The following is a 24,861-nucleotide window of genomic DNA, read 5'->3' on the forward strand; positions in this document are numbered from 1 at the left end:
GTTCGGTACGCCGAGCGACGACACCGTCCCGGTCCCGGCTCCCACCGAGAACCGGTCCGGCACCGGCACGACGCACTCGGCCCGCCCGCAGCCGGGCGAGCCGGTCCGCACGCCGCCGCCGGCCCAGCACAACCCGGCGCCGTACTCGACGCCGTCGTCCAACCCGGCGCCGGCGACCCAGACGCCGCCGACGCGGCCGACCCGCAAGCCGGACCCCGAGGAAGACCTCGACATTCCCGACTTCCTGAAGTAGCACTTCCTGAAGTAGCACTTCGCTGAAGCCCCGGCCGTGATCGGCCGGGGCTTTTCAGTTCTCCGGCCGGTAGACGGCGACCACCACACCATGCCGGGCTTCACCAGGCCCCGCATCGTCCAGCGTGGTGACGATCCGCTCCAGCTGGGCGGCCAGTTCCTGGGCCTGGGTCGTGGTCAGGCGCAGGTTGCGGATGTTGAGCAGCAGTTCCTCGCCGGTCTGCAGATCAGCGGCCACGGCCTGCAGCGCGACCGTGTTGTTCTCCCGGGCGCCCTCGCCGGTGAACCTGAACTTGCGGGCGGTCCGGCGGTAGTACTGCTCGGTCCCGCCGCGCACCTGGCGAGTTCCGGTCACCTGGACCATGCCGGCGTCGCGCAGGACGCCGAGGTGGTGCGCGATGTTGCCCTTCGCGGTGCCGAGGGTGGTGGCGAGCTGGCTGATGGTGGCGGCCTCGTGGCCGAGGGCGAAGAGCAGGCGGTGCCGCAACGGATGCCCCAGCGCCTTGAACTGCGCCGCGGTCGAGACCTCGTACTCGTCGTCCATGGGTCAAGCGTCAAGACTTCTTGACGCTTTGTCAAACCCCGTGCTTCACTCACCGCCATGCACAGCGACGAGATCCGAAGCATCGTGGAGCGGCTGGCCGCTCTGGTGAGCGAGCACTACGTGTTCCCTGAGGTCGGCGCCGAGGTCGCGGCCCGGTTGAGGGCGACCGCCGACGACGGCCGGTACGACGTACTGACCGAGCCCGAGCAGTTGGCCGCGCAGGTCACCGCCGATCTCCAGATCGGCAACCAGGACAAGCACCTGCGGCTGAAGTTCCACCGCGGCGAGATCCCCGACGAGACCGATCCGGCCGCGGAGGAGCAGCACTGGGCGGACCGCGCCCGACTCGACGCCGGGGGAGTGGCGCGGGTCGAGCGCCTGGCCGGCAACATCGGCTTGCTCGAACTCCGGCCGTTGCTCTACCACCCCGTCCATGCCGGCGCTGGCGTCAGCGCCGCCATGTCGTTGCTCGCGGCAACTGATGCGCTGCTGCTCGACCTGCGCGGCTGCCTGGGCGGTTCGCCCGAGCAGGTCGCGTTCGTCTGCAGTCACCTCTTCGACGCGGAACCGGTCCATCTGAACGACCAGCTGACACCCGCCACCGGCACGATCCGCCAGTACTGGACCAGCCCGGTGCTCGGCCCGACCTTCGGCGGCAGCAAGCCGATCTGGGTGCTGACCAGCGGATCGACCTTCTCCGGCGGTGAGGAGCTCACCTATGATCTGCAGCAGCTCGGCCGCGCCAGGATCGTGGGCGAACGGACCGGCGGTGGGGCTCATCCGCGCGAGGGCTTCAAGCTGCAGGCGCACCTGGAGGCGACCGTCCCGGTCCAGCGTGCGGTCAACCCCATCTCGGGCACGAACTGGGAAGGCGTCGGGGTCCTGCCGGATCTCGAGGTGCCCGCCGCCGAGGCGTTCGACGCGGCGTACCGGGAGGCCGTCGAGCACGTCCTGACGCTGCCCGCCGAGCCGGCGCGGCTCGGTGTCGAGGAGGAAGCCCGGGCGGTGGTCGAGTCGATCCCGGTCGCTGGGTAGCCTTCAGACGTGTTCGGCTACGACGAGGTTCTCGGCAGGGTCCGCTTCGCCTTCACCGATCGCTACGGAGGAGCCAGCCTTCCGCCGTACGGCGAGCTGAACCTCGGCAGTGCGGCCGGTGACGAGGCCGAGGCGATCGCCGAGAACTTCCGCCGGGTCGCGGCCGCGTTCGGCGTGGTGCCGGACGCGGTGGTCCGGGTCAGCCAGGTGCATGGCCGCGATGTGCACGTCGTCGGGCCGGACGACGAACTCCCGGTCCGGCCGACCCCGAAGGCCGACGCATTGGTGACGACTCGAACCGACGTCGTGCTCGCGGTCCGCGCGGCCGATTGCCTGCCGGTCCTGCTCGCCGACTCCGGCAACGGCGTCGTCGGCGCCGCACACTCCGGCCGCCGCGGCCTGTACGCCGGGGTGGTGCCGGCCACTGTCGAGGCGATGCGCGATCTCGGCGCCGAGCGGATCACCGCCGTCCTCGGGCCGTACGCGTGCGGCCGGTGCTACGAGGTCCCGGAGGAGATGCGGGCCGAGGTCGCCGAGCGCGTGCCGGCGTCGTACGCGGAGACGAGCTGGGGTACGCCGTCGATCGACGTCGCGGCCGGTGTGACCGCCCAGCTGGCCGAACTCGGTGTCGAGGTGGTCGACGCGACGCGCTGCACGATCGAATCCGAGGACCTGTACTCGTACCGGCGGGAAGGCCAGGTCAGCGGCCGGCTGGCCGGACTGGTCAGGCTCGGCCAGTGACGATCGAACGCGGGGCAGAGCTCCGAGCCAATGTGGAGCAGGTCAGGCAACGCATTCGCGCGGCCTGCGAGGCCGCTGGGCGGGCTGAGGAATCCGTCACGTTGGTGGCCATCACCAAGACGTTCCCGATCGAGGACGTCCGGGCGCTCGCGGCGCTCGGCGTCACCGACACGGGGGAGAACCGCGAACAGGAGTTGAAGGTGAAGGCGCCCGACGCGCCGGAACTCACCTGGCACTTCGTCGGGCAACTGCAGTCGAACAAGGCCCGCTCGGTCGCCCGGCTCGCTCAGGTCGTGCACTCGGTCGACCGGTTGTCGCTGGTCGGCGCGTTGTCGAAGGCCGCGGTGGCCGAGGAGAAGATTGTGCGCTGCCTGCTGCAGGTCAGCCTCGCGGCGTACGGGCCTCAGGACGCCGCGACCGGCAGAAGCCGGGGCGGCGTCACGCCGGACGACGTACCGGAGCTGGCGGCGGCGGTGGCCGCGGCCGACGGGCTGGAGCTCGGTGGCGTGATGGCCGTTGCGCCGTTGGGATCCGACCCCGACGAGGCGTTCGCCGCACTGCGTGACGTGTCGTCGCGGCTACGCTCCGAACACAGTGGCGCCGACTGGATCTCCGCCGGGATGAGCGGTGATCTGGAAGCCGCGATCCGGCACGGAGCGACACACGTTCGGCTCGGGCGCGCATTACTCGGAACGCGTCCCTCACTGGGCTAGTGTCGACATCGAGTGGATCGCGAGATCGGCTCACTTGTCGGGCGTTGGACCGGAATCGAAGGGCTGGAGGGCCATGAGCGGCGCGTTGCGCAAGATGGGTGTGTACCTCGGCTTGGTCGAGGACGGCGAGCGCTACAACGCGCGCTACGACGACGAGTACGACGACTACGACGAGTACGAGGACGACGTCGTCGACGGGGAGTCCCACGAGACCGAGCCGGTCCGCGAGTCCCGGGACGCACGCGACGGTCGCGAGGTCCGCGACGGTCGTGACCTGCGTGACCGCGAGGAGCAGGGCGCGACGGTCAGCAAGTTTCCAGATCGGCGTGGAGTTCTACCGTCCCCGGAGGTTACCGAGTTGGCCCGCATCACCACCGTGCACCCGCGCAGCTACAACGAGGCGCGGGTGATCGGTGAGCACTTCCGTGACGGCACGCCCGTCATCATGAACCTGACCGAGATGGACCACGCCGACGCCAAGCGGCTGGTCGACTTCGCCGCCGGGCTGATCTTCTGCTGCCGCGGCTCCATCGAGCGGATCACCACCAAGGTGTTCCTGGTCTGCCCGCCGAACGTGACGGTCGCCGCGGAGGAGAAGGAGAAGATCGCCGCGGACGGGTTCTACAACCAGAGCTGACCGCTGCTACCACCGGTCTTCTACACTCATTGACGACATGGTTGCTCTAGCGCTCGTCCTCAGTGTTCTCAGCTGGGTGCTGCTCGCCTTCTTCCTGATCCTGGTGGCGCGGTTCGTGCTCAGTCTGATCGTCATGTTCGCGCCACAGTGGCACCCCAAGGGCCCGCTGCTGTTGCTGTTCGAACTGGTCTACTCCGTCACCGATCCGTTCCTGCGGCCGCTGCGCCGCATCCTGCCCCCGATCGGGGCCGGGGGGATCCGGATCGACCTGTCCATGCTGATGTTGTTCGTGCTCGTCTCGCTGGCGATGTCGATCAACAACACCGCGATCCGGTCACTGTGAACGCCCTGGCAGTGGCCGGCCGCACACCGGCGCGGGGCTTGAGCGATCGGCGGGAGGGGTAGAACCAGACCCGGGTACGGGGCAGCCGGTCGAGGTTGTCACCCGGCCCGGATTCCGCCAGAACACAACGAAGCGATAACGTGATCTACTGAGTCGCCGGGGTTTGCGCCCCAGACTCCGCCAAGACACAGACAAACGAGGTGAAAGATGCCGCTGACGCCGGATGACGTCCGCTCGAAGCAGTTCACGCCCGTCCGATTGCGGGAGGGTTACGACGTCACTGAGGTCGACTCCTTCCTCGACGAGGTGGAGGCCGAGCTCGAGCGCCTCCTCGCCGAGAACGAGGAGCTGCGCGCGAAGCTGGCGGCGGCTCAGCGCGCCGGTGCGGGTCAGGAACGGCCGGTCGACCAGACCGCCGCTCTCCCGCCCGTCGTGCAACAGCCCAAGCCCGCTCCCGTCGTGGTCGAGAAGCCCGAGGAGAAGCCACCAGTCGTTGCTGCTCCGGTAGCGGCCGCGGGGGCTGCTGCGGCAGCAGGAACCGTCGGCGACGCGTCCAGCTCCGCCGTGCGGCTGCTGGAGATGGCCACCAAGCACTCCGACGACCTGGTCCAGGAGGCGAAGGACACCGCCGACAAGATCATCGGCGAGGCCCGCGCCAAGGCCGAGCGGCTGGAGAACGAGGCCCGCGGCAAGGCCGACCGGATGACCGGTGAGGCCCGTGCCCGCGCCGAGAAGCTCGACGGCGAGATCGCCGAGCGGCGCGCGCAGATGCTCGGCACCCTGGAGAAGCAGAAGGGCCAGCTCGAGCGCACGATCGACGACCTGCACGCCTACGAGCGCGAGTACCGCAGCCGCCTGAAGACGTACTTCACCGAGCAGCTCAAGGCGCTCGGCAACGGCGACGACACGCTCAGCCCGCGCAACGGGTTCCGTCCCGAGGCCCGTGCGCAGGCGCACGGCGGTCACGGCGTGTAACAACACCTCGAGCGAGGAGGCGGTGCTTTCCGGCGGCACCGCCTCTTCGTCGTGTCCGGGAACTTCTGACTGACCGCGCCGCAGTGGTCACGCTGAGTCAGAATCAGGTCCGGACAATGAACTGAACGCAGTCTTAACAAAAGCCGCGAAGCAGCACCGCAGCGGGGCCCGAGCCTGATCACCAGGCCGGGCCCCGCTGCGGTTCGTGGGGGCTCAGGGCCAGGACGCGACGGGCTTCCGGCCGCTGAGCGTCTCGACGTCGGTCAGCCGCAGCCGGTACGGCGTCAGTCGCAGCAACGACGGCGACTCCGCGGCCGGCCCGTCGGGGAAGACGGTCCAGAAGTCGTAGCCGAGCGGCGCCGGCGCGTCCCGGTACAGCTCCCAGACTCGTTGCCGGGTCGCGGTATCGGTGACCCACTCGGCGCGGCAGTCCGCGATCGCGACGTCGTGCCCCGGCTCCCAGTAGCTGCAGCTCACGTACGGGCTGTGGGCAAGGTGCCGCACCTTGACCGGCGTCGCCTTCGTGACGATCCATCCGGTCAGTCCCGTGCCCGCCTCGTCCAGCTCCCAGATCGGATGCAGGATGCGGCTCCTCGGCCGCTGGTCGCTGCCGACCGTCGCCACCGTGCACCAGACGATCCGGTGCGCCCTGTCCATGAACTCCTTGTGCACAACCATGGTTGTACATTAGCAAACACACAACCAGGGTTGTACAGTTCCGACATGGAGTTCGATCCGGCCGATGCCGATCTCTCGCTCGCGTCGTTGTTCGCCGGCTGGGCGTTGGCCGACGAACTGCAGGCCAGGCTCGCCGCGGACGGGTTCGGTGACGCCCGGTTCGCCGATGGCGTGGTGTTCCAGCACCTGGTGGGCGGTCCGGTGACGATCAGCGTGCTCGCCGAGCGCCTCGGGGTGACGCAGCAGGCCGCTTCCAAGTCGGTCGCGGACCTGGAGAAGCGCGGCTACCTCGCGCGCGAGGCCGATCCGGCCGACGCCAGAGCGCGCAACGTCGTACTGACTCAGCGTGGCCAGGCGGTGATCGCGGCGGCCCGCAAACACCGGGCCGCCGTGGAGCGACAGCTACGCAAGGCCCTGGGCGCCGACCGCGTCGAGGCGGCACGGGTGCTGCTGGTCGAGGTCATCGACCACCTCGGCGCAAGCCCGTCACTGCGAACCCGCATGGTCCGACCACCCCGCTGACTTCCGCCGGACCCAGTCGTCCCACCCCGCACCCCGCCGGGTGCGGGGCGTCCCGCCCCGCACCCGCACGCGTCCGCGGCGCACCCGCTCTCTACTTCTCTTTCCGCCCGCCGACCCGGCGCAGCCGGGTCGGCGGGCGGTGTCGAGTCACGCTTTCTGCAGCCAGTAGGTCAGGCCGAGGTCCTCGTCCGAACCAGTCGCCAGGCCGTCGGTTGCTTCCGGCGCCGACTGCACGACCGACGTGGCCAGCACCTCGCGGGCGACGTCGTCCGCGTGCTTGCCGAGGGCATCGGACAGTTCGGCGTCGGTGGCGCTCAACCAGACGGTGATCCGGTCCGAGACCTCCAGGCCGGCGTTCTTGCGGGCCTCCTGCAGGGTCCGGACGACCTCGCGGGCCAGACCGGCCTGCTTCAGCTCCGGCGTGACCTCCAGGTCGAGCGCGACCGTCTCGCCCTGCTCGTTGACCACCGACCAGCCCTCGCGCGGCCGCTCCGAGATCAGCACCTCGTCGGCGCTCACCTCGATCGGCTCGCCGTCGACCAGCACGGTCGCCGTACCGGACGCCTTCAGCGCGGCGGCCAGTTCGGCCGCGTCCGCCGCGGCGATCGCCTTGGCCACCACCGGCGTCTGCTTGGCGAACCGCTTGCCGAGCTCGCGGAAGTTGCCCTTGGCCGAGTGCTCGACCAGGTCGGCACCGGCCGACGACAGCGGCTCGACCGAGCCGACGTTCAGCTCGTCGGCGATCTCACGCAGCAGTTCGTCGGACAGGTCCGCGATCGCCGCCGACCCGACCAGCGCCCGGCTGAGCGGCTGCCGGGTCCGGACCTTCGCCTCGGCCCGGGCCGACCGGCCCAGCTCGACGACCCGCTTGGCCATCGACACGTGCGTGGCCAGGGTGTCGTCGATCAGCGCCTCGTCGTACGCCGGGAACGCCGCCAGGTGCACCGACTCCGCCAGCCCCGGCGTGACCGGCCGGAACACGTCCTGCCAGACCCGCTCGGTCAGGAACGGCGTCAGCGGTGCCATCAGCCGGGTCAGCACGTCGAGCGTCTCGTGCAGCGTCGCCAGCGCGCCGGCGTCACCGGACCAGAACCGCCGGCGCGAACGCCGGACGTACCAGTTCGACAGCGTGTCGACGAACGAGCTGATCAGCAGACCCAGCTTCTGGGTGTCGTAGCCGGCATAGGCCTCGTCGGCGTCGCGGACCAGCCGGTGCGTCTCGCTGACCAGCCAGCGGTCCAGCACCGAGCGCTCGGCGACCGGCGGCGCGTCGGCCGTCGGCGACCAGTCGGCCAGCCGCGCGTACAGGGCGTGGAAGGCGACCGTGTTCCAGTACGTCAGCAGGACCTTGCGGACGACCTCGTTCAGCACGTTCGGGCCGATGCCGCGGGCCTTCCACGGCGAGCCCGAGCAGGCCATGAACCAGCGCACCGCGTCCGCGCTGTGGTTGTCCATCAGCGAGATCGGCTCGAGGATGTTGCCCAGGTGCTTGGACATCTTGCGGCCGTCCTCGGCCAGGATGTGCCCCAGGCAGACCACGTTGCGGTACGACGACTCGTCGAAGACCAGCGTGCCGATCGCCATCAGCGTGTAGAACCAGCCGCGGGTCTGGTCGATCGCCTCGGAGATGAAGTCGGCCGGGTAGGACCGCTCGAACTTCTCCTTCGAGCCCTCGACCCACGGGTAGCCCCACTGCGCGAACGGCATCGAGCCCGAGTCGTACCAGGCGTCGATCACCTCGGCGACCCGGCGGGCCTGCGTCCCGCAGGTCGGGCAGTCGAAGGTGATGTCGTCGACGTACGGGCGGTGCGGGTCGGTGCCGCTCAGGTCGCGGCCGGCCAGCTCGCCGAGCTCGGCCAGCGAGCCGACGCAGACCAGGTGCTCCTCGGCGCAGCGCCAGATCGGCAGCGGCGTACCCCAGTAGCGGGACCGGGAGACCGCCCAGTCGATGTTGTTGCGCAGCCAGTCGCCGTACCGGCCCCACTTGACCGACTCGGGGAACCAGTTGGTCTGCTCGTTCTCACGCAGCAGCGCGTCCTTGACCTGCGTGGTGCGGATGTACCAGGACGGCAGCGCGTAGTACATCACCGGCGTGTGGCAGCGCCAGCAGTGCGGGTACGGGTGCTCGAAGGGCAGGTGGCGGAACAGCACGCCGCGAGCGTCGAGGTCCTTGAGCAGGTCCTCGTCGGCCTTCTTGAAGAACTGTCCGCCGACCAGCGGCACGTCCGCGTCGAACCGGCCGTCCGGACCGACAGGCTTGACGACCGGCAGGTCGTAGGCTTTGGCGACCTGGAGGTCTTCGGTGCCGAAGGCGGGGGACTGGTGGACCAGACCAGTGCCGTCCTCGGTCGTGACGTACTCGGCCAGTACGACGTAGTGGGCCGGCTCGTCGAACGCGACCAGCTCGAACGGCCGCTGGTAGGTCCAGCGCTCCAGCTCGCGCCCGGCGTAGGTATCGGTGACCGTCCAGCCCTCGCCGAGCGTGCCGAGCAGCGGCTCCGCGATGACCAGCGACTCGGTCCCGTCGGTGGCCACGACGTAGTCGACGTCGGGGCGCACGGCCACCGCGGTGTTGGACACGAGGGTCCAGGGGGTGGTGGTCCAGACCAGGAGCGACGCCTGGCCGGCCAGCGGGCCCGAGGTCAGCGGGAAGCGCACGTAGACCGACGGGTCGACGACCGTCTCGTAGCCCTGGGCCAGCTCGTGGTCCGACAGGCCGGTGCCGCAGCGCGGGCAGTACGGCGTGATCCGGTAGTCCTCGACCAGCAGGCCCTTGTCGTAGATCTGCTTCAGCGACCACCAGACGGACTCGACGTACTGCGGGTCCATCGTCCGGTAGGGGTGGTCCATGTCGACCCAGTAGCCCATCCGGGTGGTCAGCGTGGCGAAGGCGTCGACGTGGCGCTGCACGGACTCGCGGCACTTGGCGTTGAACTCCGCGATGCCGTAGGCCTCGATGTCGTTCTTGCCGCTGAAGCCGAGCTCCTTCTCCACCGCGACCTCGACCGGCAGCCCGTGGCAGTCCCAGCCGGCCTTGCGCTCGACCGAGAAGCCCTTCATGGTCCGGTAGCGCGGGAAGACGTCCTTGAAGACCCGGGCCTCGATGTGGTGGGTGCCGGGCATGCCGTTGGCCGTCGGCGGGCCCTCGAAGAAGGTCCACGACGGGCCGCCCGCGGTCTGCGCGAGACTCTTGGCGAAGGTGTCCTGCTCGTCCCAGGTCTTGAGCACGTCGTGCTCGATCGCCGTCAGGTCCACCTGCGCCGGAACCTGCTGCCACTCAGTGGTCGGGGTGTCCCCGGTGTTCTGCGCCATCACTGGCCGTCCTTCGTCGCGCTGCTTGCCGGACGAAGGGACGAGGCTCGGCGACGTCGCCGGGCTCCGCGGTACCACCCTCCTTGGAGACCTGGCCGGCGCCGTTGCCCCGGCCGGGGGTCACCCACTTCGTTACGCTCCGCTGCCGGGTCTAGTGAGTCCGTGAGGACCGTTCTTCCGGCGGCTCCGAGGTGATGGCCTCATCACTGCCTTGCGGTGGCGGGAAAAGTGTACGACTCCGCACCGGTCCACCACGAATCGTTAATCACTGGCCAGGTCGAGGTCCGGCGGTGACAATGCTGTGACACTTTCGGGCAGGTCGGGACGCGCGTGACGTCGAGCGGGCTTGAAGAAGCGACTACCGTATGTCCACGGTCTGCGCGTCGGGCTGGCACGTGAGGGTTGCGTGTCCTACTGTCTTGCGACCAGTCCGCTTCAGTCTCCGACGAAGGCAGGGGGTAGTCGACCGTGGCTACATCGGCAAAGAAGTCCGCCCCCGGAAAGCGCACCGCCGCCGCGGCCGAGAAGAGCGCCGCGGCATCCACCGAGCCGGCCAAGAAGGCGGCCCCGAAGTCCCCTGCCAGGAAAGCCCCGACGAAGAGGGTGGCCATGAAGACCAACGAGAACAGGACCCCGGCAACGGCGCCGGCCAAGTCGCCCAAGAAGGCCGAGAACCTGACCGTGCGCGAGGGGGAGACTCCCTGGACGGCGGCCGAGCTGACCGAGCTGCGCAGCGAGCTCGAAGCGGACGTGGTGCACCTCAAGGAGGAGATCCGCGACGCCGAGCAGGAGATCGTCGGCCTGCTCCGTGACGGTGGTGACGGGGCCGGCAACGACCAGGCCGACGTCGGCTCGACCACGCTCGAGCGCGACCACGAGATGTCGCTGGCCAACAATGCGCGCGACATGCTCGACCAGATCGAGCGGGCCTTGGCCAAGATCGACGACGGCACGTACGGCGTCTGCGAGAGCTGCGGCAAAGCGATCGGCAAGGGACGGTTGCAGGCGTTCCCGCGTGCGACACTGTGCGTGTCATGCAAAGAACGCGAAGAACGTCGCTGAACCCATCCGAGTCGTCCCACTCCTCAGGGGACGCCCAGGAGCAGTCCGAACCGGCCGGCCTCGAGCCGGCCGGTTCGGCGTCGTCCGCGGACGGAACGTCGGCCGGTACGCCGGCCCTCGCCGCGACGACTGAAGACCTGTCGGCTCCCGACGGACCTGCTGGTTCCTCGGGAGCTGCGGGCGTTTCGCCCTCGCCGGGGCCCGATCCTTCTTCCTCCGGTGGCGGAGCCACCGGAGAGACCGGCGTTCCGGCGACGCCGGAGGACGTGGACTCGCTCGAGGCGGCCGCCGGCCCGGTCAAGCACCGGTCCCACCCCCGGCTGATCGGTCTGTTCGCCGTGGTCGGCGTACTGGTGCTCGGGCTGGACCAGCTGACCAAGGCGCTCGCCCTGCAGCACCTGACACCGGGCGATCCGGTGAACGTGATCGGTGAGCTGCTCAAGTTCAACCTGATCCGCAATCCGGGCGCCGCGTTCAGCCTCGGCTCCGACTTCACGCCGGTGATCAGCACGATCCAGATCGTCGTCGCGCTCGGCGTGATCTGGCTGTCGCGCCGGCTCGGCTCGGCCGGCTGGGCGGTCGCCTTCGGGCTGCTGTTCGGCGGTGCGGTCGGCAACATCACCGACCGGATCTTCCGCGAACCGTCGCCGTTCCACGGCCACGTGGTCGACTTCCTGCAGACCCCGCACTGGGCGATCTTCAACGTCGCCGACATGGCCGTCACCTCGGCCGCGATCCTGCTGGTGATCCAGACCCTGCGTGGTATCAAGCTCGACGGCACCAAGGACGTGAGCGCGAAGTGAGCGACTCCAGGACCGTGATGGTGCCGGACGGACTGGCCGGCGAGCGTCTCGACGCGGCGCTGTCGCGGCTGTTCGGGGTGTCCCGGACGAAGGCCGCGGAGCTGATCGAGTCCGGTCTGGTCCAGGTCGACGGCGCGACGGCGGCCAAGTCGGCCCGGGTGGCCGCCGGCGTGATGCTGGACGTCGAACTGCCCCCGCCGCCGGGCGAGGTCACCGTCGTACCGCAGACCGTGGAGAACCTGCGGATCGTGCACGACGACGACGAGATCATCGTCGTCGACAAGCCGGTCGGCGTCGCGGCCCACCCGTCGCCGGGCTGGACCGGCCCGACCGTGATCGGGCACCTGGCCGGCGCGGGCTTCAGCATCTCCACCAGCGGTGCCGCCGAGCGCAAGGGCATCGTGCACCGCCTCGATGTCGGCACGTCCGGCCTGATGGTGGTCGCCAAGACGGAGTACAGCTACACCGTGCTCAAGCGCGCCTTCAAGGAGCGCACGGTCAAGAAGATCTACCACGCGCTGGTGCAGGGCCACCCGGATCCGTTCACCGGCACGGTCGACGCGCCGATCGACCGCCACCCCCACCACGACTACAAGTTCGGCGTGGTGGCCGGCGGCAAACCGAGCGTCACGCACTACGAGACGCTCGAAGCCTTCCGGTACGCGACACTGCTGGAGATCACGCTGGAGACCGGCCGGACGCACCAGATCCGCGTCCACATGGCCGCGATCGGCCACCCGTGCTGCGGCGATCTCACGTACGGCGCGGACCCGGTCCTCGCCGAGCGGCTTCAGTTGTCCCGCCAGTGGCTGCACGCGATGCGGCTCGGCTTCACCCACCCGGGCTCCGGCGAATACGTCGAGTTCACCTCCAAGTACCCCGACGACCTCGACCAGGCGCTCGACCGGCTCGTCGACACCCAGTGAAGCTGTATCTGTCCTCGTTCCGCCTCGGCGACCATCCCGAACACCTCGTCGCGATGCTCCCGCCGAAGGCCCGGATCGCGGTGATCTGCAACGCCATCGACACCGAGGAGCCGGTGGTGCGCGAGGAGAAGGTCGCAGCCGAGCACCGCTGGCTGGTCGAGCTGGGCCTGCGCCCGGAGGAAGTGGACCTGCGGGACTTCGCGCCGGGGGAGTCGGCTGAGCGCCTTCGCACCCGTCTCGCCGAGTACGACGGAATGTGGGTCCGCGGCGGCAACGTGTTCGTCCTGCGCGCCGCGATGGCCCGCAGCGGCGCGGACCGGATCCTGCCCGACCTCATCCTCGCCGAGCGGTTTGTCTACGCCGGCTACAGCGCCGGCTGCTGCGTCCTCGCCCCGAGTCTGCGCGGCCTCGAGCTGTGCGACGACGTGTCGGTGGTCGACGACGTCGTGTGGGACGGCCTCGGCATACTCGACGAGGCGTTCGTCCCGCACCTCAACTCACCCGGCCACCCGGAGACCGAGCTGGTCGAGAAGGTCCGCGACCTGTACGAGCGCACCGCCGTACCGTATGTGCCGCTGAGCGACGGCCAGGCCCTTGTCATCGACGGCGAAACCCGGACGCTCGTCTAACCCCAGCCCTGGCTGACCGACGCACGACACCGGTCGGGCTCGTCGCCGGCCTGGACGAACAGCGCAGTGAGCATCGGCACCGCGTAGCCGAGCGCCTCGCGCGGCAGCGGACCGTTGATCGTGAGCGACGCCAGGCCGTGGCCGATGGCCCAGCTCTGGGTGGCGAGCGCGAGCGGATCGGTCCCGGCGGCGAAGCGCCTGTCGGCCGTCGCGCGGGCGACCGTCTCGACGAGCGGCTGCAGGCCGGCGTCGGCCCCGGCGGGGTCTTCCAGCTCGACCGAGGCGTCGAACATCACCCGGTAGAGGTCCGGGTTGGCCGCGGCGTTCGCGACGTACGCCGAACCCAGCGCGGCCAGGTCCCGCACCGCGTCGGCCGTGGGCGCAATCCCCGCCAGGACGCCGGTGAGCCGGGTGAACCCCTCCTGCCGCACCGCCTTCCAGAGCCCGTCGATCCCGTCGAAGTAGGTGTAGACCGCCATCGTCGACACCCCGGTGCCGGCCACCAGCGACCGCAGCGTGATCGGCTCGCGCTTCCGGAGCATCTGCGCGGCACGCTCGATCAGCAACGCCCGGACGCCCGGATCTTTGGTCCTCGCCATGGCGCAACTATACATAACGCTGTTATGGTTAGAGCAATCCCATCGAACAGGAGCGCGTCATGAGCGTCACGCTGATCAACCCCGAATGCCTGCCGAAGCCGGACGTCTACCGCCAGCTGTCCATCGCCACTGGTTCGCGACTGGTGTTCCTGGCCGGCCAGGTCGCGCGGGACAGTGAGGGGCGCCCGGTCGGTGCGGGCGACTTCGCGGCCCAGGTCGAGCAGGCCTACCTCAACATCGGCAACGCGCTAACCGAGATCGGCGGCTCGTTCGACGATGTGGCAAAGCTGACGATCTACGTCGTCGACTGGAGCGCGGACAAACTGCCGCAGCTGGGGGAGGGGGTCGCCCGAGCCGCGGCCAAGCTGGGCGTCGACCCGGTCAAGCCGATCACCTTGCTCGGCGTCGCGGCGTTGGGGGAGCCCGACCTCATGGTCGAGGTCGAGGCGACCGCCGTACTCGACTAGTTCAGCTGGTCCAGCGCCTTCGACAGTGTCGTCAGCGCCTCGACGGCCCGCGCGAACTCCTCCTGCCCGAGTACCTCGCTCAGCCGCTTGGCCTGCTTCGCGTGCTCGGGATGGATCGCCCGTACGGCGTCCAGGCCCTCGGCGGTGACCGCGACCAGCTTCGCTCGCCGATGCGCCGGATTGTCCCGGTACTCCGCCAGTCCCCGCTCCACCAGTACGTCGGCCGTGCGCTGGACGGCTTGGCGGGTGATCCCCATCTCGCGGGCGATCGACGCGACCGGCAGCGGCGTCTGGAGTACGGCGCCGAGCACCTGCCACCAGGTGGCCGTCAACCCGACCGGCTTCGCCAGGCTCTCGGCGAGTTCTAGGAACTGCCCGTTCAGCTTGAACGCCGTCAACGCCGCCGCACTGAGCAGCTCCTGGTCTCGACTCACTCGGTCACGCACCCATCAATTCGTAGAACCCCGACGGGTTCTGCTCGCCGTACAGCTTGTACCAGGAGTCGAGGACGCCGGGCTCGTAGATGCCCAGTTCGGCGAAGATCGCCCGGGCGAACTCGACCGGCGCCTGTGCTCCGCCGGTGATCAGGCCGCGGTCGTTCACCGCCGGCTCGTCGCGGTACAGGTCGGCCCCGCCGTAGCCGAGCCCGGCGAGGAACTCCTTGGCGTTGCTGGTGTGCGCGTGGTCGTCGAGCATGCCCGCCAGCGCCAGGCCGCCGGTGGCTCCGCAGATCGCGGCGACCGGTACGCCGGCCGCGCGGAACTCGCGCGCCTTCGCGATGTACGGCTGGTACGCCTCGGTCGGCCACAGGTCGTTGCCGGGCAGGACCAGCATCGCGCTGTCGTCCGCGCTGAGCTCGTCGAGCGTCAGGTCGGGCAGCACCCGCAGGCCGCCCATCGTGGTGACCGGGTCGATGCCGGCGCTGACGGTGCGGATCTGGAAGTGGCCGGGCGTCCGGTGCCAGGCCGGGCTGTTGACGTGGGCGGTGACGAAGCCGATCTCCCAGTCGGCCAGCGTGTCGTAGACGGCGAGGTGGACGGTGCGCTTGCTGTTCTCGATCATGACAAGATATTGTCATGATGACAACATGTTGTCAATAGATCGGGATGCTGATTCAGGGTCCGGCGGTCACCGCCTCGGCGAGATCGACGACGGCCGCGGTCAGCGCCTTGCCGTGCACGAGGGCCGGGTCGTTGTGATCAGCCCCGGCGACCTCGACCAGGTCCCGCAGCGTCGGCGCTGCCGCGGCCACGGTCCGGCTCTGATCCGGCGGAACGATCGAGTCCTCGGCGCCGAGCACCACGGTGACCGGAGCCTTCACCGTCGCGAGTTGGTCGGCCAACGGGTACTCGTCGCGGAGTAGAAGCCGGACCGGCAGGAAGGGGTAGTGCACCTGGCCGACCGAGGCCAGGTCGACGAACGGCGAACGCAGGACCAGACCGCCCGGCGCGATCTCAGTGGCGAGCTTGGTGACGACCGCGGCGCCGAGGCTCTCACCGAGGTACAGGATCCGGTCAGCCGGTACGCCGGCCTGCTCGACGAGGTGTCGCTGGGCCGCACGGACATCCCGGGCCAGACCCTGCTCGCTCGGACGTCCCGCACTGCCGCCGTAGCCGCGGTAGTCGAACAGGAGCACCGTCAGCCCTTCGGCCGCGAGCGCGCGGGCCAACGGCGCTCGCGTCGCGCGGTTGCCGGCGTTTCCCGGCGCGACCAGGACCGCGACACCCCGGTCCGGCGGGGCCGCCGGGACCAGCCAGGCGCCGAGGCGTACGCCGTCATCGGTCTGGAGTACGACGTCCCGGGCGCCGGGCAGGACCGCCGTCGCCGATCCTGCGTCGGCCACGTCGGGCAGGTAGATGAGGCGCCGCTGGAATCCCCAGATCACGGCGAGCACCAGCGTCAGCACCGCTGCCACGATCACCGCGAAGCGCACCACGATCCCAGTGTGCGCGGTGCCCCGGGCGACCGCATATCGGGCGCCCGGGCGAGGCATCGGAGCGCCGGTTCTCCGACTGTCGGTGGGCCGACATAAGGTGGCCTGGTCCCGCTCACTCACGCCCTGGGAGGTCTGCGTAGACATGGCGTCCAGCGACAGTTTCGTGCATCTACACGTGCACACCGAGTACTCCATGCTGGACGGCGCCGCGCGGATCGACGAGTTGTTCAAAACCGCCCAGGAGATGGGCCAGCCGGCGATCGCGACCACCGACCACGGCTACGTGTTCGGGGCCTACGAGTTCTGGAAGACCGCGAAGAAGTACGACGTCAAGCCGATCATCGGCGTCGAGGCCTACCTCACCCCGCACACCCACCGCAGCGAGCGCAAGCGGGTCAAGTGGGGCGACGCGAACTCCGGCCGCGACGACGTGTCCGGCTCCGGCGCGTACACGCACATGACGCTGCTGGCCAAGAACACCTCCGGCATGCACAACCTGTTCAAGATGAGCTCGCTGGCCAGTCTCGAGGGCTACTACTTCAAGCCCCGGATGGACCGCGAGCTGCTGAACACCTACGGCAAGGGCCTGATCGCGACCACCGGCTGCCCCTCCGGCGAGGTGCAGACCCGGCTGCGGCTGGGGCAGTACAAGGAGGCGCTCGAGGCGGCCGCGGAGTTCCGCGACATCTTCGGCGCCGAGAACTACTACTGCGAGCTGATGGACCACGGCCTCGGCATCGAGCGCAACGTCCAGGGCGACCTGCTGAAGCTGGCCAAGGAGCTCGGGCTGCCGCTGGTGGCCACCAACGACCTGCACTACACCAAGCCCGAGGACGCGGTCGCGCACGCCGCGCTGCTGTGCGTGCAGTCCGGCTCGACGCTGTCCGACCCGAACCGGTTCAAGTTCGACGCGAACGAGTTCTACGTCAAGACCGCGGCCGAGATGCGCGAGGTCTGGAAGGACTACCCCGAGGCGTGTGACAACACGCTGCTGATCGCCGAGCAGTGCGACGTCAGCTTCACCGAGGGCGAGGGCCGGTTCATGCCGCGCTTCCCCTGCCCCGAGGGTCACAACGAGGAGTCCTGGTTCGTCTCCGAGGTGGAGACCGGCCTGCACAAGCGCTACCCCGGCGGCGTACCGGACCACGTCCGCAAGCAGGCCGAGTACGAGATCGAGGTCATCACCTCCAAGGGCTACGCCGGCTACTTCCTGGTCGTCGCCGACTTCATCAACTGGGCCAAGGAGCACGGCATCCGGGTCGGCCCGGGCCGTGGGTCCGGTGCCGGTTCGATGTGCGCGTACGCGATGCGCATCACCGACCTCGACCCGCTGCAGCACGGCCTGATCTTCGAGCGGTTCCTCAACCCCGAGCGCATGTCGATGCCCGACTTCGACATCGACTTCGACGACCGCCGCCGCCCCGAGGTAATCCGCTACGTCACCGAGAAGTACGGCGACGACCGGGTCGCGATGATCGTCACCTACGGCACGATCAAGGCCAAGCAGGCGATCAAGGACGCCGGCCGGGTCTTGGACTACCCGTTCGCGATGGGCGACCGGATCACCAAGGCGATGCCGCCGTCGGTGATGGGCAAGGACGTGCCGCTGTCGGGCATCTTCGACCCGCAGCACAAGCGCTACTCCGAGGCCGGCGAGTTCCGCCAGCTGTACGAGTCCGACGCCGACGTGCGCAAGATCGTCGACACCGCACGCGGCCTGGAGAACCTGAAGCGCCAGTGGGGTGTGCACGCGGCCGGCGTGATCATGTCCTCGGAGCCGCTGATCGAGCTGATCCCGATCATGCGCCGCGAGCAGGACGGCCAGGTGATCACCCAGTTCGACTACCCGAGCTGCGAGACGCTCGGCCTGGTCAAGATGGACTTTCTCGGCCTGCGCAACCTGACGATCATGGACGACGCGGTCAAGAACGTCGAGGCCAGCCGCGGCATCAAGCTCGACCTGGACGAGCTGGCCAAGTCCCTCGACGACAAGGCCACCTTCGAGCTGCTCGGCCGCGGTGACACCCTCGGCGTCTTCCAGTTCGACGGCGGCCCGATGCGGGCGCTGCTGCGGCTGATGAAGCCGGACAACTTCGAGGACATCTCCGCGGTCGGCGCGCTGTACCGCCCGGGCCCGATGGGCGCGAACAGCCACACCAACTACGCCCTGCGCAAGAACAAGCAGCAGGAGATCAGCTACCCGCACGACGAGCTCGCCGTCGCGCTGGAGCCGATCCTCGGTACGACGTACGGCCTGATCGTGTACCAGGAGCAGGTCATGGCCATCGCGCAGCAGCTGGCGGGCTACACGCTCGGCAAGGCGGATCTGCTCCGCCGCGCGATGGGCAAGAAGAAGCGCGAGGTGCTGGACGCCGAGTACGTCGGCTTCTCCGAGGGCATGAAGGCCAACGGCTTCTCCGACGCCTCGATCAAGGCGCTGTGGGACGTGCTGGTCCCGTTCTCCGACTACGCGTTCAACAAGGCGCACTCGGCGGCGTACGGGCTGGTCTCGTACTGGACCGCCTACCTGAAGGCCAACTACCCGGCCGAGTACATGGCCGCGGTCCTGACGTCCGTCAAGGACGACAAGGACAAGATGGCCATCTACCTGAACGAGTGCCGCCGGATGGGCATCAAGGTGCTGCCGCCGGACGTCAACGAGTCCGACTCGAACTTCACCCCGGTCGGCACCGACATCCGCTTCGGGCTGTCCGCGATCCGCAACGTCGGCGTCAACGTGGTGGCCGAGATCGTCGCCGCCCGCGAGTCCGAGGGCCGGTTCACCGACTTCGTCGACTTCATCGACAAGGTCCCGCTGCCGGTCTGCAACAAGCGGGTGATCGAGTCTTTGGCCAAGGCCGGCTCGTTCGACTCGATGGGACACGCCCGGCGCGCGGTGGTCGCGGTGCACGAGCAGGCCGTCGACGAGGCGATCGACCTCAAGCGCAACGAGGCGCACGGCCAGTTCGACCTGTTCTCGATGGGCGACGAGGAGACCGACTCCGCCGACGGCAACAGCCGGCTCACGGTCCGCGTCCCGGAGATCGAGGAGTGGGACAAGGCCACCAAGCTGGCGCACGAGCGCGACATGCTCGGGCTGTACGTGTCGGACCACCCGCTGTTCGGCGTCGAGCACGTGCTGACCAACGGCACCGACTGCACGATCGGTCAGCTGCTCGCCGACGAGGACCGGCCCGACGGCACCCGGGTGACGATCGGCGGCCTGGTCACCGCGGTCCAGCGCAAGGTCAACAAGCGCGGCGACATCTACGCGATCGTCACGATCGAGGACCTGGAAGGTTCGATCGAGGTGATGATGTTCTCCTCGGCGTACCAGTTGCACGCGCACCTGCTGACCAACGACGCGATCATCTTGATGAAGGGCCGGGTCCGGCGCCGGGAGGACCGGCTCGAGCTCAGCGGTGACGAGGTGACCGTGCCGGACCTCACCGAGGGACCGAGCGGGCCGGTGGTGATCACGATGCCGGTGAACCGCTGCACCCCGCCGGTGGTCGACCAGCTGCGCGACGTGCTGCAGTCCCACCCGGGCATGACCGAGGTCCAGCTGCGCCTGCAGGCCCGGCAGAAGACGACGGTGATGCGGATCGGTGACCGCTTCCGGGTCACTCCTACGTCGTCGCTGATGGCCGATCTGAAGGCACTGCTCGGACCGTCGTGCCTGGCCGGCTGAGGTACCGGTGAGCAACAGCGTTGACCCGGTACGTCACACTGGCCCCGTGAGTCAGCCACCACACCCGGGCCCGGAGGCCGCGGGCCCGTTCCAGCCGGAGACCGCACACGGCGGCCCGGGTCAGCCGGGAACCGCGCACGGCGGCCCGGGTCAGCCGGGAACTGCGCCGGCGCAGCCTGGGTTCGCGCCCGCGGCGCCGGGTCAGGCGGGGTCCAGGGAGCCGGGGCAGATTGGGTCCCCAGGGCCGAGCCACGTGGGGCAGTCCGGTGTTGTGTACTCCGGGGGCAGCGGGCCGTACGCGCCGCAGCCGTTCGGCGCCTCCTTCGGGGCGCCGCCGCAGCCCGCGCCCAAGCTGCCGTGGAGCCGGGCGATCGCGGTGACCGTTGCCGTGTTCCTGGTGGCCGGCGCGATCGCCGGGTGGGCCTGGCAGCAGTACGCACCGCTCGCGCAGTACACGATCGACGACAACGGCGGCTCCCTCGGCGAGGAGCAGATGACCCGGGTCTTCGGCCCGGACGGCACGTTCGTCGCGATCGGGTTCCTCACCGCCCTGCTGCTCGGGGCCGCCTTGTTCTGGTGGTTGCGCGACTACGGTCCCTGGGCGGTGGCCGTGGTGGCCGTCGGCTCGGTGATCGGCTCGGCCGTCGCCTGGGGCGTCGGCATGCTGCTCGGCCACGACCCGCTGGAGCCCCGGCTCCAGGCGGCGAAACCGGGCGATCTGCTCGCCGCGCCACTCGAGCTGCACACCTGGACCCCGCTGGCGTCCTGGTTGGTCGGCGCGGCGCTCGCGGCGGCGATCATCTCCGCGCTGACCTGGCGCGCGGAACCAGTTGCAACCACATCGGTATCTTCCGCGTCAGAATCGTCGGCGCAGGTGAAATAGCCTGTTCCGGCCCGGTGGCATCTCACCGGTGACGCGAGGGGGCACGATGTCCGACCAGACCAATCCGCCGGTCTACCCGCACCAGCCCGGTGCAACCGGCGGCCCGCAGGGCCCGAACGGGCCGTACTCCGCGCCTGGTACGCAGGGCGGCCAGTTCGGTGCTCAGGGCAACCAAGGCTTGTGGCCGCAGCAGGGGCAGCAGCCGCAGCCGCCGTACGGGCAACCGCCGCAGGGCCAGCAGCCGCCGTACGGCCAGCCCCAGTACGGGCAGCCGCAGTACGGCGGGCCGCAGAGTGGTGGTCCGCAGTACGGGGGACCGCAGGACGGCGGGCCGCAGTACGGGGGACCGCAGGGTGGTGGCGGTCAGCCGCCGTACGGGCCGGGCTACGGTCCGGCGGCGCAGCAGTGGCAGCCGGAGCCGCGCAAGAAGCGTGGCAAGCTGATCCCGCTCGTCGCCGTGCTGGCGGTGCTCGCGGTGATCGGCGGCGGTGGCCTGTTCGCCTACGCGCGACTCAACGGTGGCGGCGGTCAGCCGGCCGAGGTGCTGCCCGGTACAGCGGTCGCCTACGCCCGGATCGACCTGAACCCGTCGGCCGGCCAGCGCGTCGCCGCGCTGCGGTACCTGATGAAGTTCCCGTCCGCGAAGGAGCGGATCGGCCTCACCAGCGACAACGACGATCTGCGCCAGAAGCTGTTCGAGCTGATCAAGAAGGAAGCCGGCGACGACCTGGCCGACGTCGACTTCGAACAGGACGTCAAGCCGTGGCTGGGTGACCGGGCCGGACTGGCCGCGCTGCCGCCGTCGGGTGACAGCAAGGAGCCGGACGTCGTGGTCGCCGTCCAGGTGAAGAACGAAGGCAAGGCGAACGCTGGTCTGGACAAGCTGTTCGCGAAGGAGGACGAGAAGCCGGGCCGGGTCTTCACCGACGGCTACGTGCTGCTCGGCGACAACCAGGCCGTCGTGGACGCGGCCGCCTCGACCGCCAAGGACAGCCCGCTGAGCAAGAACGCCAAGTTCGACGGCGACATGTCCGCGCTCGGCGAGCAGGGCTTCGCGTCGTTCTGGGCCGACACCGCCGGACTGGCGCTGCTGGCTGACCGCAGAATGACCGAGGACCAGCGCAAGGCGGTGCCGGCCGGTTCGATGGCCGCGGCGCTGCGGTTCGACGCGAGCTACGTCGAGCTGAAGGGGGTCGTGCGCAGTGACGAGTCCGTGAAGGTCGGTGCGGCGGACGCCGGTGACCTGCTCGCGCAGCTGCCGGAGAGTTCGGCCGGTGGCCTGGCGCTGTCGGGCGGATCGGATGTGGTCGACACCGCGTGGGCGCAGCTGAAGAAGTCCAGCGGCATCGACTTGGAGGAGCTGACCCAGGGCTTCACCGAGGAGTACGGGCTGAGCCTGCCCGACGATCTCAAGACGCTGCTCGGCAAGAACTTCGCGGTCGCGATCGACCGTGACAACGGCGACGAGGGCCCGCAGATCGCCGTCCGGACCGAGACCGACCCGGCCAAGGCCGGCGCGGTGGCCGACAAGGTGATGCGACTGGTCCGCGAGCGCAGCGGGCTGAACATCCCGCTGGAGAAGGCGCAGGACGAGGACACGCTGGTGGTCTCCACCAACCGCAACCACGCCGAGAAGGTGCTCAAGGGCGGCAACCTCGGGGAGTCGGAGAGCTTCAAGCAGGCGATCCCGGACCCGAAGGGCGCCGTGCTGGCCGGCTTCGTGGACTTCGAGGCGATCGGTTCGCTGAGCGAGGAGCTGAAGTCCAACAAGGACGCCGCCGCGCTGCGCTCGGCCGGGGTGACGGTCCGCCACACCGAGGGTGGGCAGGCCGACTTCACCCTGCGGGTGGTCGCGAAGTAGGCACCCGTTCGACGAAGGCCCGGACCGCTGCGCTGCAGCGGTCCGGGTTTTTTTTCGTTCGGATCCGGTGGCGATGTCGAAACCGCCGATCCAGCTTCTACCTCGGGGTGAACCACCACTTCCCGAGAGGACAACCGATGAACCACATCACCGCCGTCAGCACCGTCGCCGTACCGGTCACCGACCAGGACCGGGCGGTCGCCTTCTACGTCGACACGCTCGGCTTCGACCTCCGCATGGACGCCCCGCTGCTCCAGCTCGGAGGCCGCTGGATCGTCGTCGCGCCGCCCGGTTCCTCCACGGCGCTCGCCCTGGCCCCCGCCGGTGACGACACTCCGGCCGGCGGCGACACCGGCATCCGCTTCGGCACCTCCGACGCGGCCGCCGCGCACGCGGCCCTGACCGAGCAAGGCGTTGAGGCCGGCGATCTCCTCAGCTGGCCCGGCGTGCCGCCGATGTTCACCTTCCGCGACCCCGACGGCAACGTGCTCTACCTCGTCGAAGGCTGATCCAGCCGTACGCCGGTCAGCTCGGCACACGCGTCCAGCAGCCCGTCCTGTACGGCGGTGTCGCCGGCCGCGCGGTGGGTCGGGTGGGGGCGCCGGTGGTACAGGTAGCTGGCGGTCAGCCGATGATCGGTCGTCGCCAGCCACACCTGCGTTTCCGACGCCTGGTCCAAATCGTCAGGGGCGCCGGCGCCGCCCATCTTCGTGGGCACCCAGCCCGGATCCACCGCGTTGGACCGGACGTCGGGCCACCGGCGCGCCACGGCGTACGCGAGCAGCAAATCGTGCAGTTTCGAGTCCGCGTACGCCTGCGCGCCGTTCCAGCGCCGGCGTACCCACTGCAGGTCGTCGAGCACGACCTCCCCGCCGCGGTGCATCCCGGAGCTGAGGTAGATCAACTGGTCCGGCCGGTCGATCAACGCGGTCAGCAGGTACGGCGCCAGCGTGTTGATCGCGAAGACGTGCTCGAGGCCGTCGACGGTCTCGCGGCGCGGCTCGCGGTAGCCCACCGCGGCGTTGTGGATGACGACGTCGAACCGGCCGGACTCGTTGGCCTGCCGGGCCAGGTCCTTGGTCTCGTCGATGCTCGCCAGGTCGCCGACCAGCACCTCGGCCGCTCCGGGGACGGCGGCGCGGGCGTCGTCCGCGCGTTGCTTGCTGCGGGCGTGCAGGACGACCACGTGGCCGGTGGCGACGAGCCGTTCGGCGGCCAGCCGGCCGAGGCCGTCGGCTGATCCGGTGATGAAGATGCGCACAGGACTGTCCTTTCGCTCGGTGTCCACTCTGCGCTGTCGAGGGCCGCCGGGTCCAAGACCTGTTCGGCGCCGCGTCATACCCTGGCGGTATCAGCGGAGGAGATGGCTCGTGGACGTGGATCTGCGCAAGGTGCGGTACTTCGTGGCGGTGGCCGAGGAACTGAACTTCGGCCGGGCGGCGGAGCGGCTGCACATCGCACAGCCGGTGCTGTCGCGGCAGATCCGCGCGCTGGAGGACGAGCTGAAGGTGCAACTGTTCGTCCGGAGCAAGCGGTCGACCGAGCTGACCGCTGCCGGACGGCAGTTGCTGGAGGACGCTCGACCGGTGCTGGGATCGGCCGAAGCGATGCGGCGTCGGGTGGCGCAGGCGGCGCGCGGTCCGCGGACCTTCACGATCGGGTTCATGCCGGGCCTCACGGTGACGCGGCTGGTCCGGGCGCTCTCGTCGGAGTACCCCGACCTGAATGTCGAACTGCTCCGGACGACCTGGGACGACCAGGTCGAGGTGCTGCACGACGGGCGCGCCGATGTCAGCATCGTCCGCTTGCCGATCGACCAGCGCGGATTGACCGTCCGTCGGCTGTTCGACGAGCCTCGCGTAGCGATGCTTCCCGCTGATCACCGCCTGGCGGGCAAGCCGGTGATCCGCATCGCCGACCTCGCCGAGGACCATCTGCTGCAGGATCCCGACGCCGTCCCGGAGTGGCGGGACGTGGCCGTCGAACTGCGCGAAGGCCGGGGCCGCCCGACGCCGCACTTCCGCAGCGTCGAGGAGAAGCTCGAACACGTTGCCGCCGGCCACGGTATTTCGGTGATCCCGCTGTCCACCGCGAACTTCTACACCCGCCCGGACGTCGTCGCCGTGCCGGTGGAGGACCTGGGGCCGAACCACGTCGCCCTGGCGTGGCCGGCCACCCGAAGGACCCGCACGATCTTCACCTTCGCCGACTTGGCCGAAAATCTCGCCTGGACGTGAGTTTGGTGCCGCGCG

At 69.6% G+C, this 24,861-nt stretch carries 25 protein-coding genes; 17 read left to right on the top strand and 8 right to left on the bottom strand.

The window, feature by feature from the left end; all coding sequences use genetic code 11:
* Positions 1–307 precede the first annotated feature (307 nt).
* On the bottom strand, positions 308–796 hold the full coding sequence (locus ACQPXM_RS16725; protein WP_432949546.1) for an ArsR/SmtB family transcription factor: 489 nt from the start codon (positions 794–796) through the stop codon (positions 308–310).
* A 57-nt stretch (positions 797–853) separates the two neighbouring features.
* Between ACQPXM_RS16725 and ACQPXM_RS16730 the strand changes: the two genes are divergently transcribed.
* The 6 genes from ACQPXM_RS16730 to ACQPXM_RS16755 all read left to right on the top strand — a co-directional run bounded on the left by ACQPXM_RS16730 (position 854) and on the right by ACQPXM_RS16755 (position 5,240).
* Positions 854–1,831 carry a S41 family peptidase gene (locus ACQPXM_RS16730; protein ID WP_432949547.1) on the top strand — a complete coding sequence of 326 codons (978 nt, stop codon included), beginning with the start codon at positions 854–856 and terminating at the stop codon, positions 1,829–1,831.
* 9 nt (positions 1,832–1,840) lie between these two features.
* On the top strand, positions 1,841–2,572 hold the full coding sequence (gene pgeF / locus ACQPXM_RS16735; RefSeq protein WP_432949549.1) for a peptidoglycan editing factor PgeF: 732 nt from the start codon (positions 1,841–1,843) through the stop codon (positions 2,570–2,572).
* Positions 2,569–3,285 (top strand): YggS family pyridoxal phosphate-dependent enzyme, encoded by a 717-nt coding sequence (locus ACQPXM_RS16740; protein WP_432949551.1) that lies wholly within the window; start codon positions 2,569–2,571, stop codon positions 3,283–3,285. The genes pgeF and ACQPXM_RS16740 overlap by 4 nt, the downstream gene beginning before the upstream one ends.
* A gap of 73 nt (positions 3,286–3,358) precedes the next feature.
* Positions 3,359–3,922, top strand: coding sequence for a cell division protein SepF (locus ACQPXM_RS16745; protein WP_077016805.1), 564 nt, complete (start codon positions 3,359–3,361; stop codon positions 3,920–3,922).
* Between the two features lie 37 nt (positions 3,923–3,959).
* Positions 3,960–4,265 carry a YggT family protein gene (locus tag ACQPXM_RS16750; protein WP_432949554.1) on the top strand — a complete coding sequence of 102 codons (306 nt, stop codon included), beginning with the start codon at positions 3,960–3,962 and terminating at the stop codon, positions 4,263–4,265.
* A 207-nt stretch (positions 4,266–4,472) separates the two neighbouring features.
* Positions 4,473–5,240 carry a DivIVA domain-containing protein gene (locus tag ACQPXM_RS16755; protein ID WP_077016803.1) on the top strand — a complete coding sequence of 256 codons (768 nt, stop codon included), beginning with the start codon at positions 4,473–4,475 and terminating at the stop codon, positions 5,238–5,240.
* Between the two features lie 213 nt (positions 5,241–5,453).
* Here the strand turns inward: ACQPXM_RS16755 and ACQPXM_RS16760 are convergent, their stop codons facing one another.
* Complete coding sequence (locus tag ACQPXM_RS16760) at positions 5,454–5,918, bottom strand: pyridoxamine 5'-phosphate oxidase family protein (protein ID WP_432949557.1); 465 nt, start codon at positions 5,916–5,918, stop codon at positions 5,454–5,456.
* Positions 5,919–5,963: 45 nt separating this feature from the next.
* Here ACQPXM_RS16760 and ACQPXM_RS16765 point away from each other — a divergent pair, with 45 nt between their 5' ends.
* A complete protein-coding gene (locus ACQPXM_RS16765) occupies positions 5,964–6,440 on the top strand; it encodes a MarR family winged helix-turn-helix transcriptional regulator (protein WP_432949559.1) in 477 nt (158 codons plus the stop codon).
* 147 nt (positions 6,441–6,587) lie between these two features.
* On the opposite strand, the gene ileS is transcribed toward ACQPXM_RS16765, so the two are convergent.
* A complete protein-coding gene (gene ileS, locus ACQPXM_RS16770) occupies positions 6,588–9,752 on the bottom strand; it encodes an isoleucine--tRNA ligase (RefSeq protein ID WP_432949561.1) in 3,165 nt (1,054 codons plus the stop codon).
* A 609-nt stretch (positions 9,753–10,361) separates the two neighbouring features.
* Between ileS and ACQPXM_RS16775 the strand changes: the two genes are divergently transcribed.
* The 4 genes from ACQPXM_RS16775 to ACQPXM_RS16790 are packed head-to-tail and all read left to right on the top strand — an operon-like array spanning position 10,362 to position 13,172.
* Positions 10,362–10,814 carry a TraR/DksA family transcriptional regulator gene (locus tag ACQPXM_RS16775; RefSeq protein WP_432949563.1) on the top strand — a complete coding sequence of 151 codons (453 nt, stop codon included), beginning with the start codon at positions 10,362–10,364 and terminating at the stop codon, positions 10,812–10,814.
* Positions 10,787–11,617 carry a signal peptidase II gene (gene lspA / locus ACQPXM_RS16780; protein ID WP_432949565.1) on the top strand — a complete coding sequence of 277 codons (831 nt, stop codon included), beginning with the start codon at positions 10,787–10,789 and terminating at the stop codon, positions 11,615–11,617. Before ACQPXM_RS16775 ends, lspA begins: the two co-directional genes overlap by 28 nt.
* 17 nt (positions 11,618–11,634) lie before the next feature.
* Complete coding sequence (locus ACQPXM_RS16785) at positions 11,635–12,543, top strand: RluA family pseudouridine synthase (protein ID WP_432951034.1); 909 nt, start codon at positions 11,635–11,637, stop codon at positions 12,541–12,543.
* Positions 12,540–13,172 (top strand): Type 1 glutamine amidotransferase-like domain-containing protein, encoded by a 633-nt coding sequence (locus ACQPXM_RS16790; RefSeq protein ID WP_432949567.1) that lies wholly within the window; start codon positions 12,540–12,542, stop codon positions 13,170–13,172. The genes ACQPXM_RS16785 and ACQPXM_RS16790 overlap by 4 nt, the downstream gene beginning before the upstream one ends.
* On the opposite strand, the gene ACQPXM_RS16795 is transcribed toward ACQPXM_RS16790, so the two are convergent.
* On the bottom strand, positions 13,169–13,771 hold the full coding sequence (locus ACQPXM_RS16795; RefSeq protein ID WP_432949569.1) for a TetR/AcrR family transcriptional regulator: 603 nt from the start codon (positions 13,769–13,771) through the stop codon (positions 13,169–13,171). The two genes, ACQPXM_RS16790 and ACQPXM_RS16795, sit on opposite strands and share 4 nt — an antisense overlap.
* Positions 13,772–13,830: 59 nt before the next feature.
* Between ACQPXM_RS16795 and ACQPXM_RS16800 the strand changes: the two genes are divergently transcribed.
* Complete coding sequence (locus ACQPXM_RS16800) at positions 13,831–14,238, top strand: RidA family protein (RefSeq protein ID WP_432949571.1); 408 nt, start codon at positions 13,831–13,833, stop codon at positions 14,236–14,238.
* Here ACQPXM_RS16800 and ACQPXM_RS16805 read toward each other — a convergent pair.
* Genes ACQPXM_RS16805 through ACQPXM_RS16815 form a run of 3 tightly spaced genes read right to left on the bottom strand, consistent with a single transcriptional unit; the run spans position 14,235 to position 16,174 of the window.
* Positions 14,235–14,672, bottom strand: coding sequence for a MarR family winged helix-turn-helix transcriptional regulator (locus ACQPXM_RS16805; protein WP_432949573.1), 438 nt, complete (start codon positions 14,670–14,672; stop codon positions 14,235–14,237). The genes ACQPXM_RS16800 and ACQPXM_RS16805 overlap by 4 nt on opposite strands.
* Positions 14,673–14,676: 4 nt before the next feature.
* Positions 14,677–15,300, bottom strand: coding sequence for a DJ-1/PfpI family protein (locus tag ACQPXM_RS16810; RefSeq protein WP_432949575.1), 624 nt, complete (start codon positions 15,298–15,300; stop codon positions 14,677–14,679).
* 52 nt (positions 15,301–15,352) lie between these two features.
* On the bottom strand, positions 15,353–16,174 hold the full coding sequence (locus ACQPXM_RS16815) for an alpha/beta hydrolase (RefSeq protein WP_432949577.1): 822 nt from the start codon (positions 16,172–16,174) through the stop codon (positions 15,353–15,355).
* A gap of 142 nt (positions 16,175–16,316) precedes the next feature.
* On the opposite strand from ACQPXM_RS16815, the gene dnaE reads away from it, so the two are divergent.
* The 4 genes from dnaE (at position 16,317) to ACQPXM_RS16835 (ending at position 23,118) form a co-directional block, all read left to right on the top strand.
* The gene (dnaE, locus tag ACQPXM_RS16820; RefSeq protein WP_432949579.1) at positions 16,317–19,865 is read left to right on the top strand and encodes a DNA polymerase III subunit alpha; all 3,549 of its coding nucleotides are present in this window, start codon (positions 16,317–16,319) and stop codon (positions 19,863–19,865) included.
* A 253-nt stretch (positions 19,866–20,118) separates the two neighbouring features.
* A complete protein-coding gene (locus ACQPXM_RS16825) occupies positions 20,119–20,748 on the top strand; it encodes a hypothetical protein (protein WP_432949581.1) in 630 nt (209 codons plus the stop codon).
* A gap of 46 nt (positions 20,749–20,794) precedes the next feature.
* On the top strand, positions 20,795–22,609 hold the full coding sequence (locus ACQPXM_RS16830; RefSeq protein WP_432949583.1) for a DUF3352 domain-containing protein: 1,815 nt from the start codon (positions 20,795–20,797) through the stop codon (positions 22,607–22,609).
* A 137-nt stretch (positions 22,610–22,746) separates the two neighbouring features.
* A complete protein-coding gene (locus ACQPXM_RS16835) occupies positions 22,747–23,118 on the top strand; it encodes a VOC family protein (RefSeq protein ID WP_432949585.1) in 372 nt (123 codons plus the stop codon).
* On the opposite strand, the gene ACQPXM_RS16840 is transcribed toward ACQPXM_RS16835, so the two are convergent.
* Positions 23,100–23,870: an SDR family NAD(P)-dependent oxidoreductase gene (locus ACQPXM_RS16840; RefSeq protein ID WP_432949587.1), complete on the bottom strand. Its 771-nt coding sequence runs from the start codon at positions 23,868–23,870 to the stop codon at positions 23,100–23,102. The genes ACQPXM_RS16835 and ACQPXM_RS16840 overlap by 19 nt on opposite strands.
* Positions 23,871–23,979: 109 nt before the next feature.
* Between ACQPXM_RS16840 and ACQPXM_RS16845 the strand changes: the two genes are divergently transcribed.
* Entirely contained in the window at positions 23,980–24,846 is an 867-nt protein-coding gene (locus tag ACQPXM_RS16845; protein WP_432949589.1) for a LysR family transcriptional regulator, read from the top strand.
* Positions 24,847–24,861: the final 15 nt, after the last annotated feature.

It is taken from the genome of Kribbella sp. CA-253562, assembly GCF_050942265.1.
Classification (GTDB): domain Bacteria; phylum Actinomycetota; class Actinomycetes; order Propionibacteriales; family Kribbellaceae; genus Kribbella.

Excerpts from the sequence above, each read along its gene's own strand:
- ACQPXM_RS16725 (WP_432949546.1), bottom strand. The coding sequence starts at position 796 with ATGGACGACGAGTACGAGGTCTCGACCGCGGCGCAGTTCAAGGCGCTG.
- ACQPXM_RS16730 (WP_432949547.1), top strand. The coding sequence starts at position 854 with ATGCACAGCGACGAGATCCGAAGCATCGTGGAGCGGCTGGCCGCTCTG.
- ACQPXM_RS16745 (WP_077016805.1), top strand. The coding sequence starts at position 3,359 with ATGAGCGGCGCGTTGCGCAAGATGGGTGTGTACCTCGGCTTGGTCGAG.
- ACQPXM_RS16750 (WP_432949554.1), top strand. The coding sequence starts at position 3,960 with ATGGTTGCTCTAGCGCTCGTCCTCAGTGTTCTCAGCTGGGTGCTGCTC.
- ACQPXM_RS16755 (WP_077016803.1), top strand. The coding sequence starts at position 4,473 with ATGCCGCTGACGCCGGATGACGTCCGCTCGAAGCAGTTCACGCCCGTC.
- ACQPXM_RS16760 (WP_432949557.1), bottom strand. The coding sequence starts at position 5,918 with ATGGTTGTGCACAAGGAGTTCATGGACAGGGCGCACCGGATCGTCTGG.
- ACQPXM_RS16765 (WP_432949559.1), top strand. The coding sequence starts at position 5,964 with ATGGAGTTCGATCCGGCCGATGCCGATCTCTCGCTCGCGTCGTTGTTC.
- ileS (WP_432949561.1), bottom strand. The coding sequence starts at position 9,752 with ATGGCGCAGAACACCGGGGACACCCCGACCACTGAGTGGCAGCAGGTT.
- ACQPXM_RS16775 (WP_432949563.1), top strand. The coding sequence starts at position 10,362 with ATGAAGACCAACGAGAACAGGACCCCGGCAACGGCGCCGGCCAAGTCG.
- lspA (WP_432949565.1), top strand. The coding sequence starts at position 10,787 with ATGCAAAGAACGCGAAGAACGTCGCTGAACCCATCCGAGTCGTCCCAC.
- ACQPXM_RS16785 (WP_432951034.1), top strand. The coding sequence starts at position 11,635 with ATGGTGCCGGACGGACTGGCCGGCGAGCGTCTCGACGCGGCGCTGTCG.
- ACQPXM_RS16795 (WP_432949569.1), bottom strand. The coding sequence starts at position 13,771 with ATGGCGAGGACCAAAGATCCGGGCGTCCGGGCGTTGCTGATCGAGCGT.
- ACQPXM_RS16800 (WP_432949571.1), top strand. The coding sequence starts at position 13,831 with ATGAGCGTCACGCTGATCAACCCCGAATGCCTGCCGAAGCCGGACGTC.
- ACQPXM_RS16810 (WP_432949575.1), bottom strand. The coding sequence starts at position 15,300 with ATGATCGAGAACAGCAAGCGCACCGTCCACCTCGCCGTCTACGACACG.
- dnaE (WP_432949579.1), top strand. The coding sequence starts at position 16,317 with ATGGCGTCCAGCGACAGTTTCGTGCATCTACACGTGCACACCGAGTAC.
- ACQPXM_RS16830 (WP_432949583.1), top strand. The coding sequence starts at position 20,795 with ATGTCCGACCAGACCAATCCGCCGGTCTACCCGCACCAGCCCGGTGCA.
- ACQPXM_RS16835 (WP_432949585.1), top strand. The coding sequence starts at position 22,747 with ATGAACCACATCACCGCCGTCAGCACCGTCGCCGTACCGGTCACCGAC.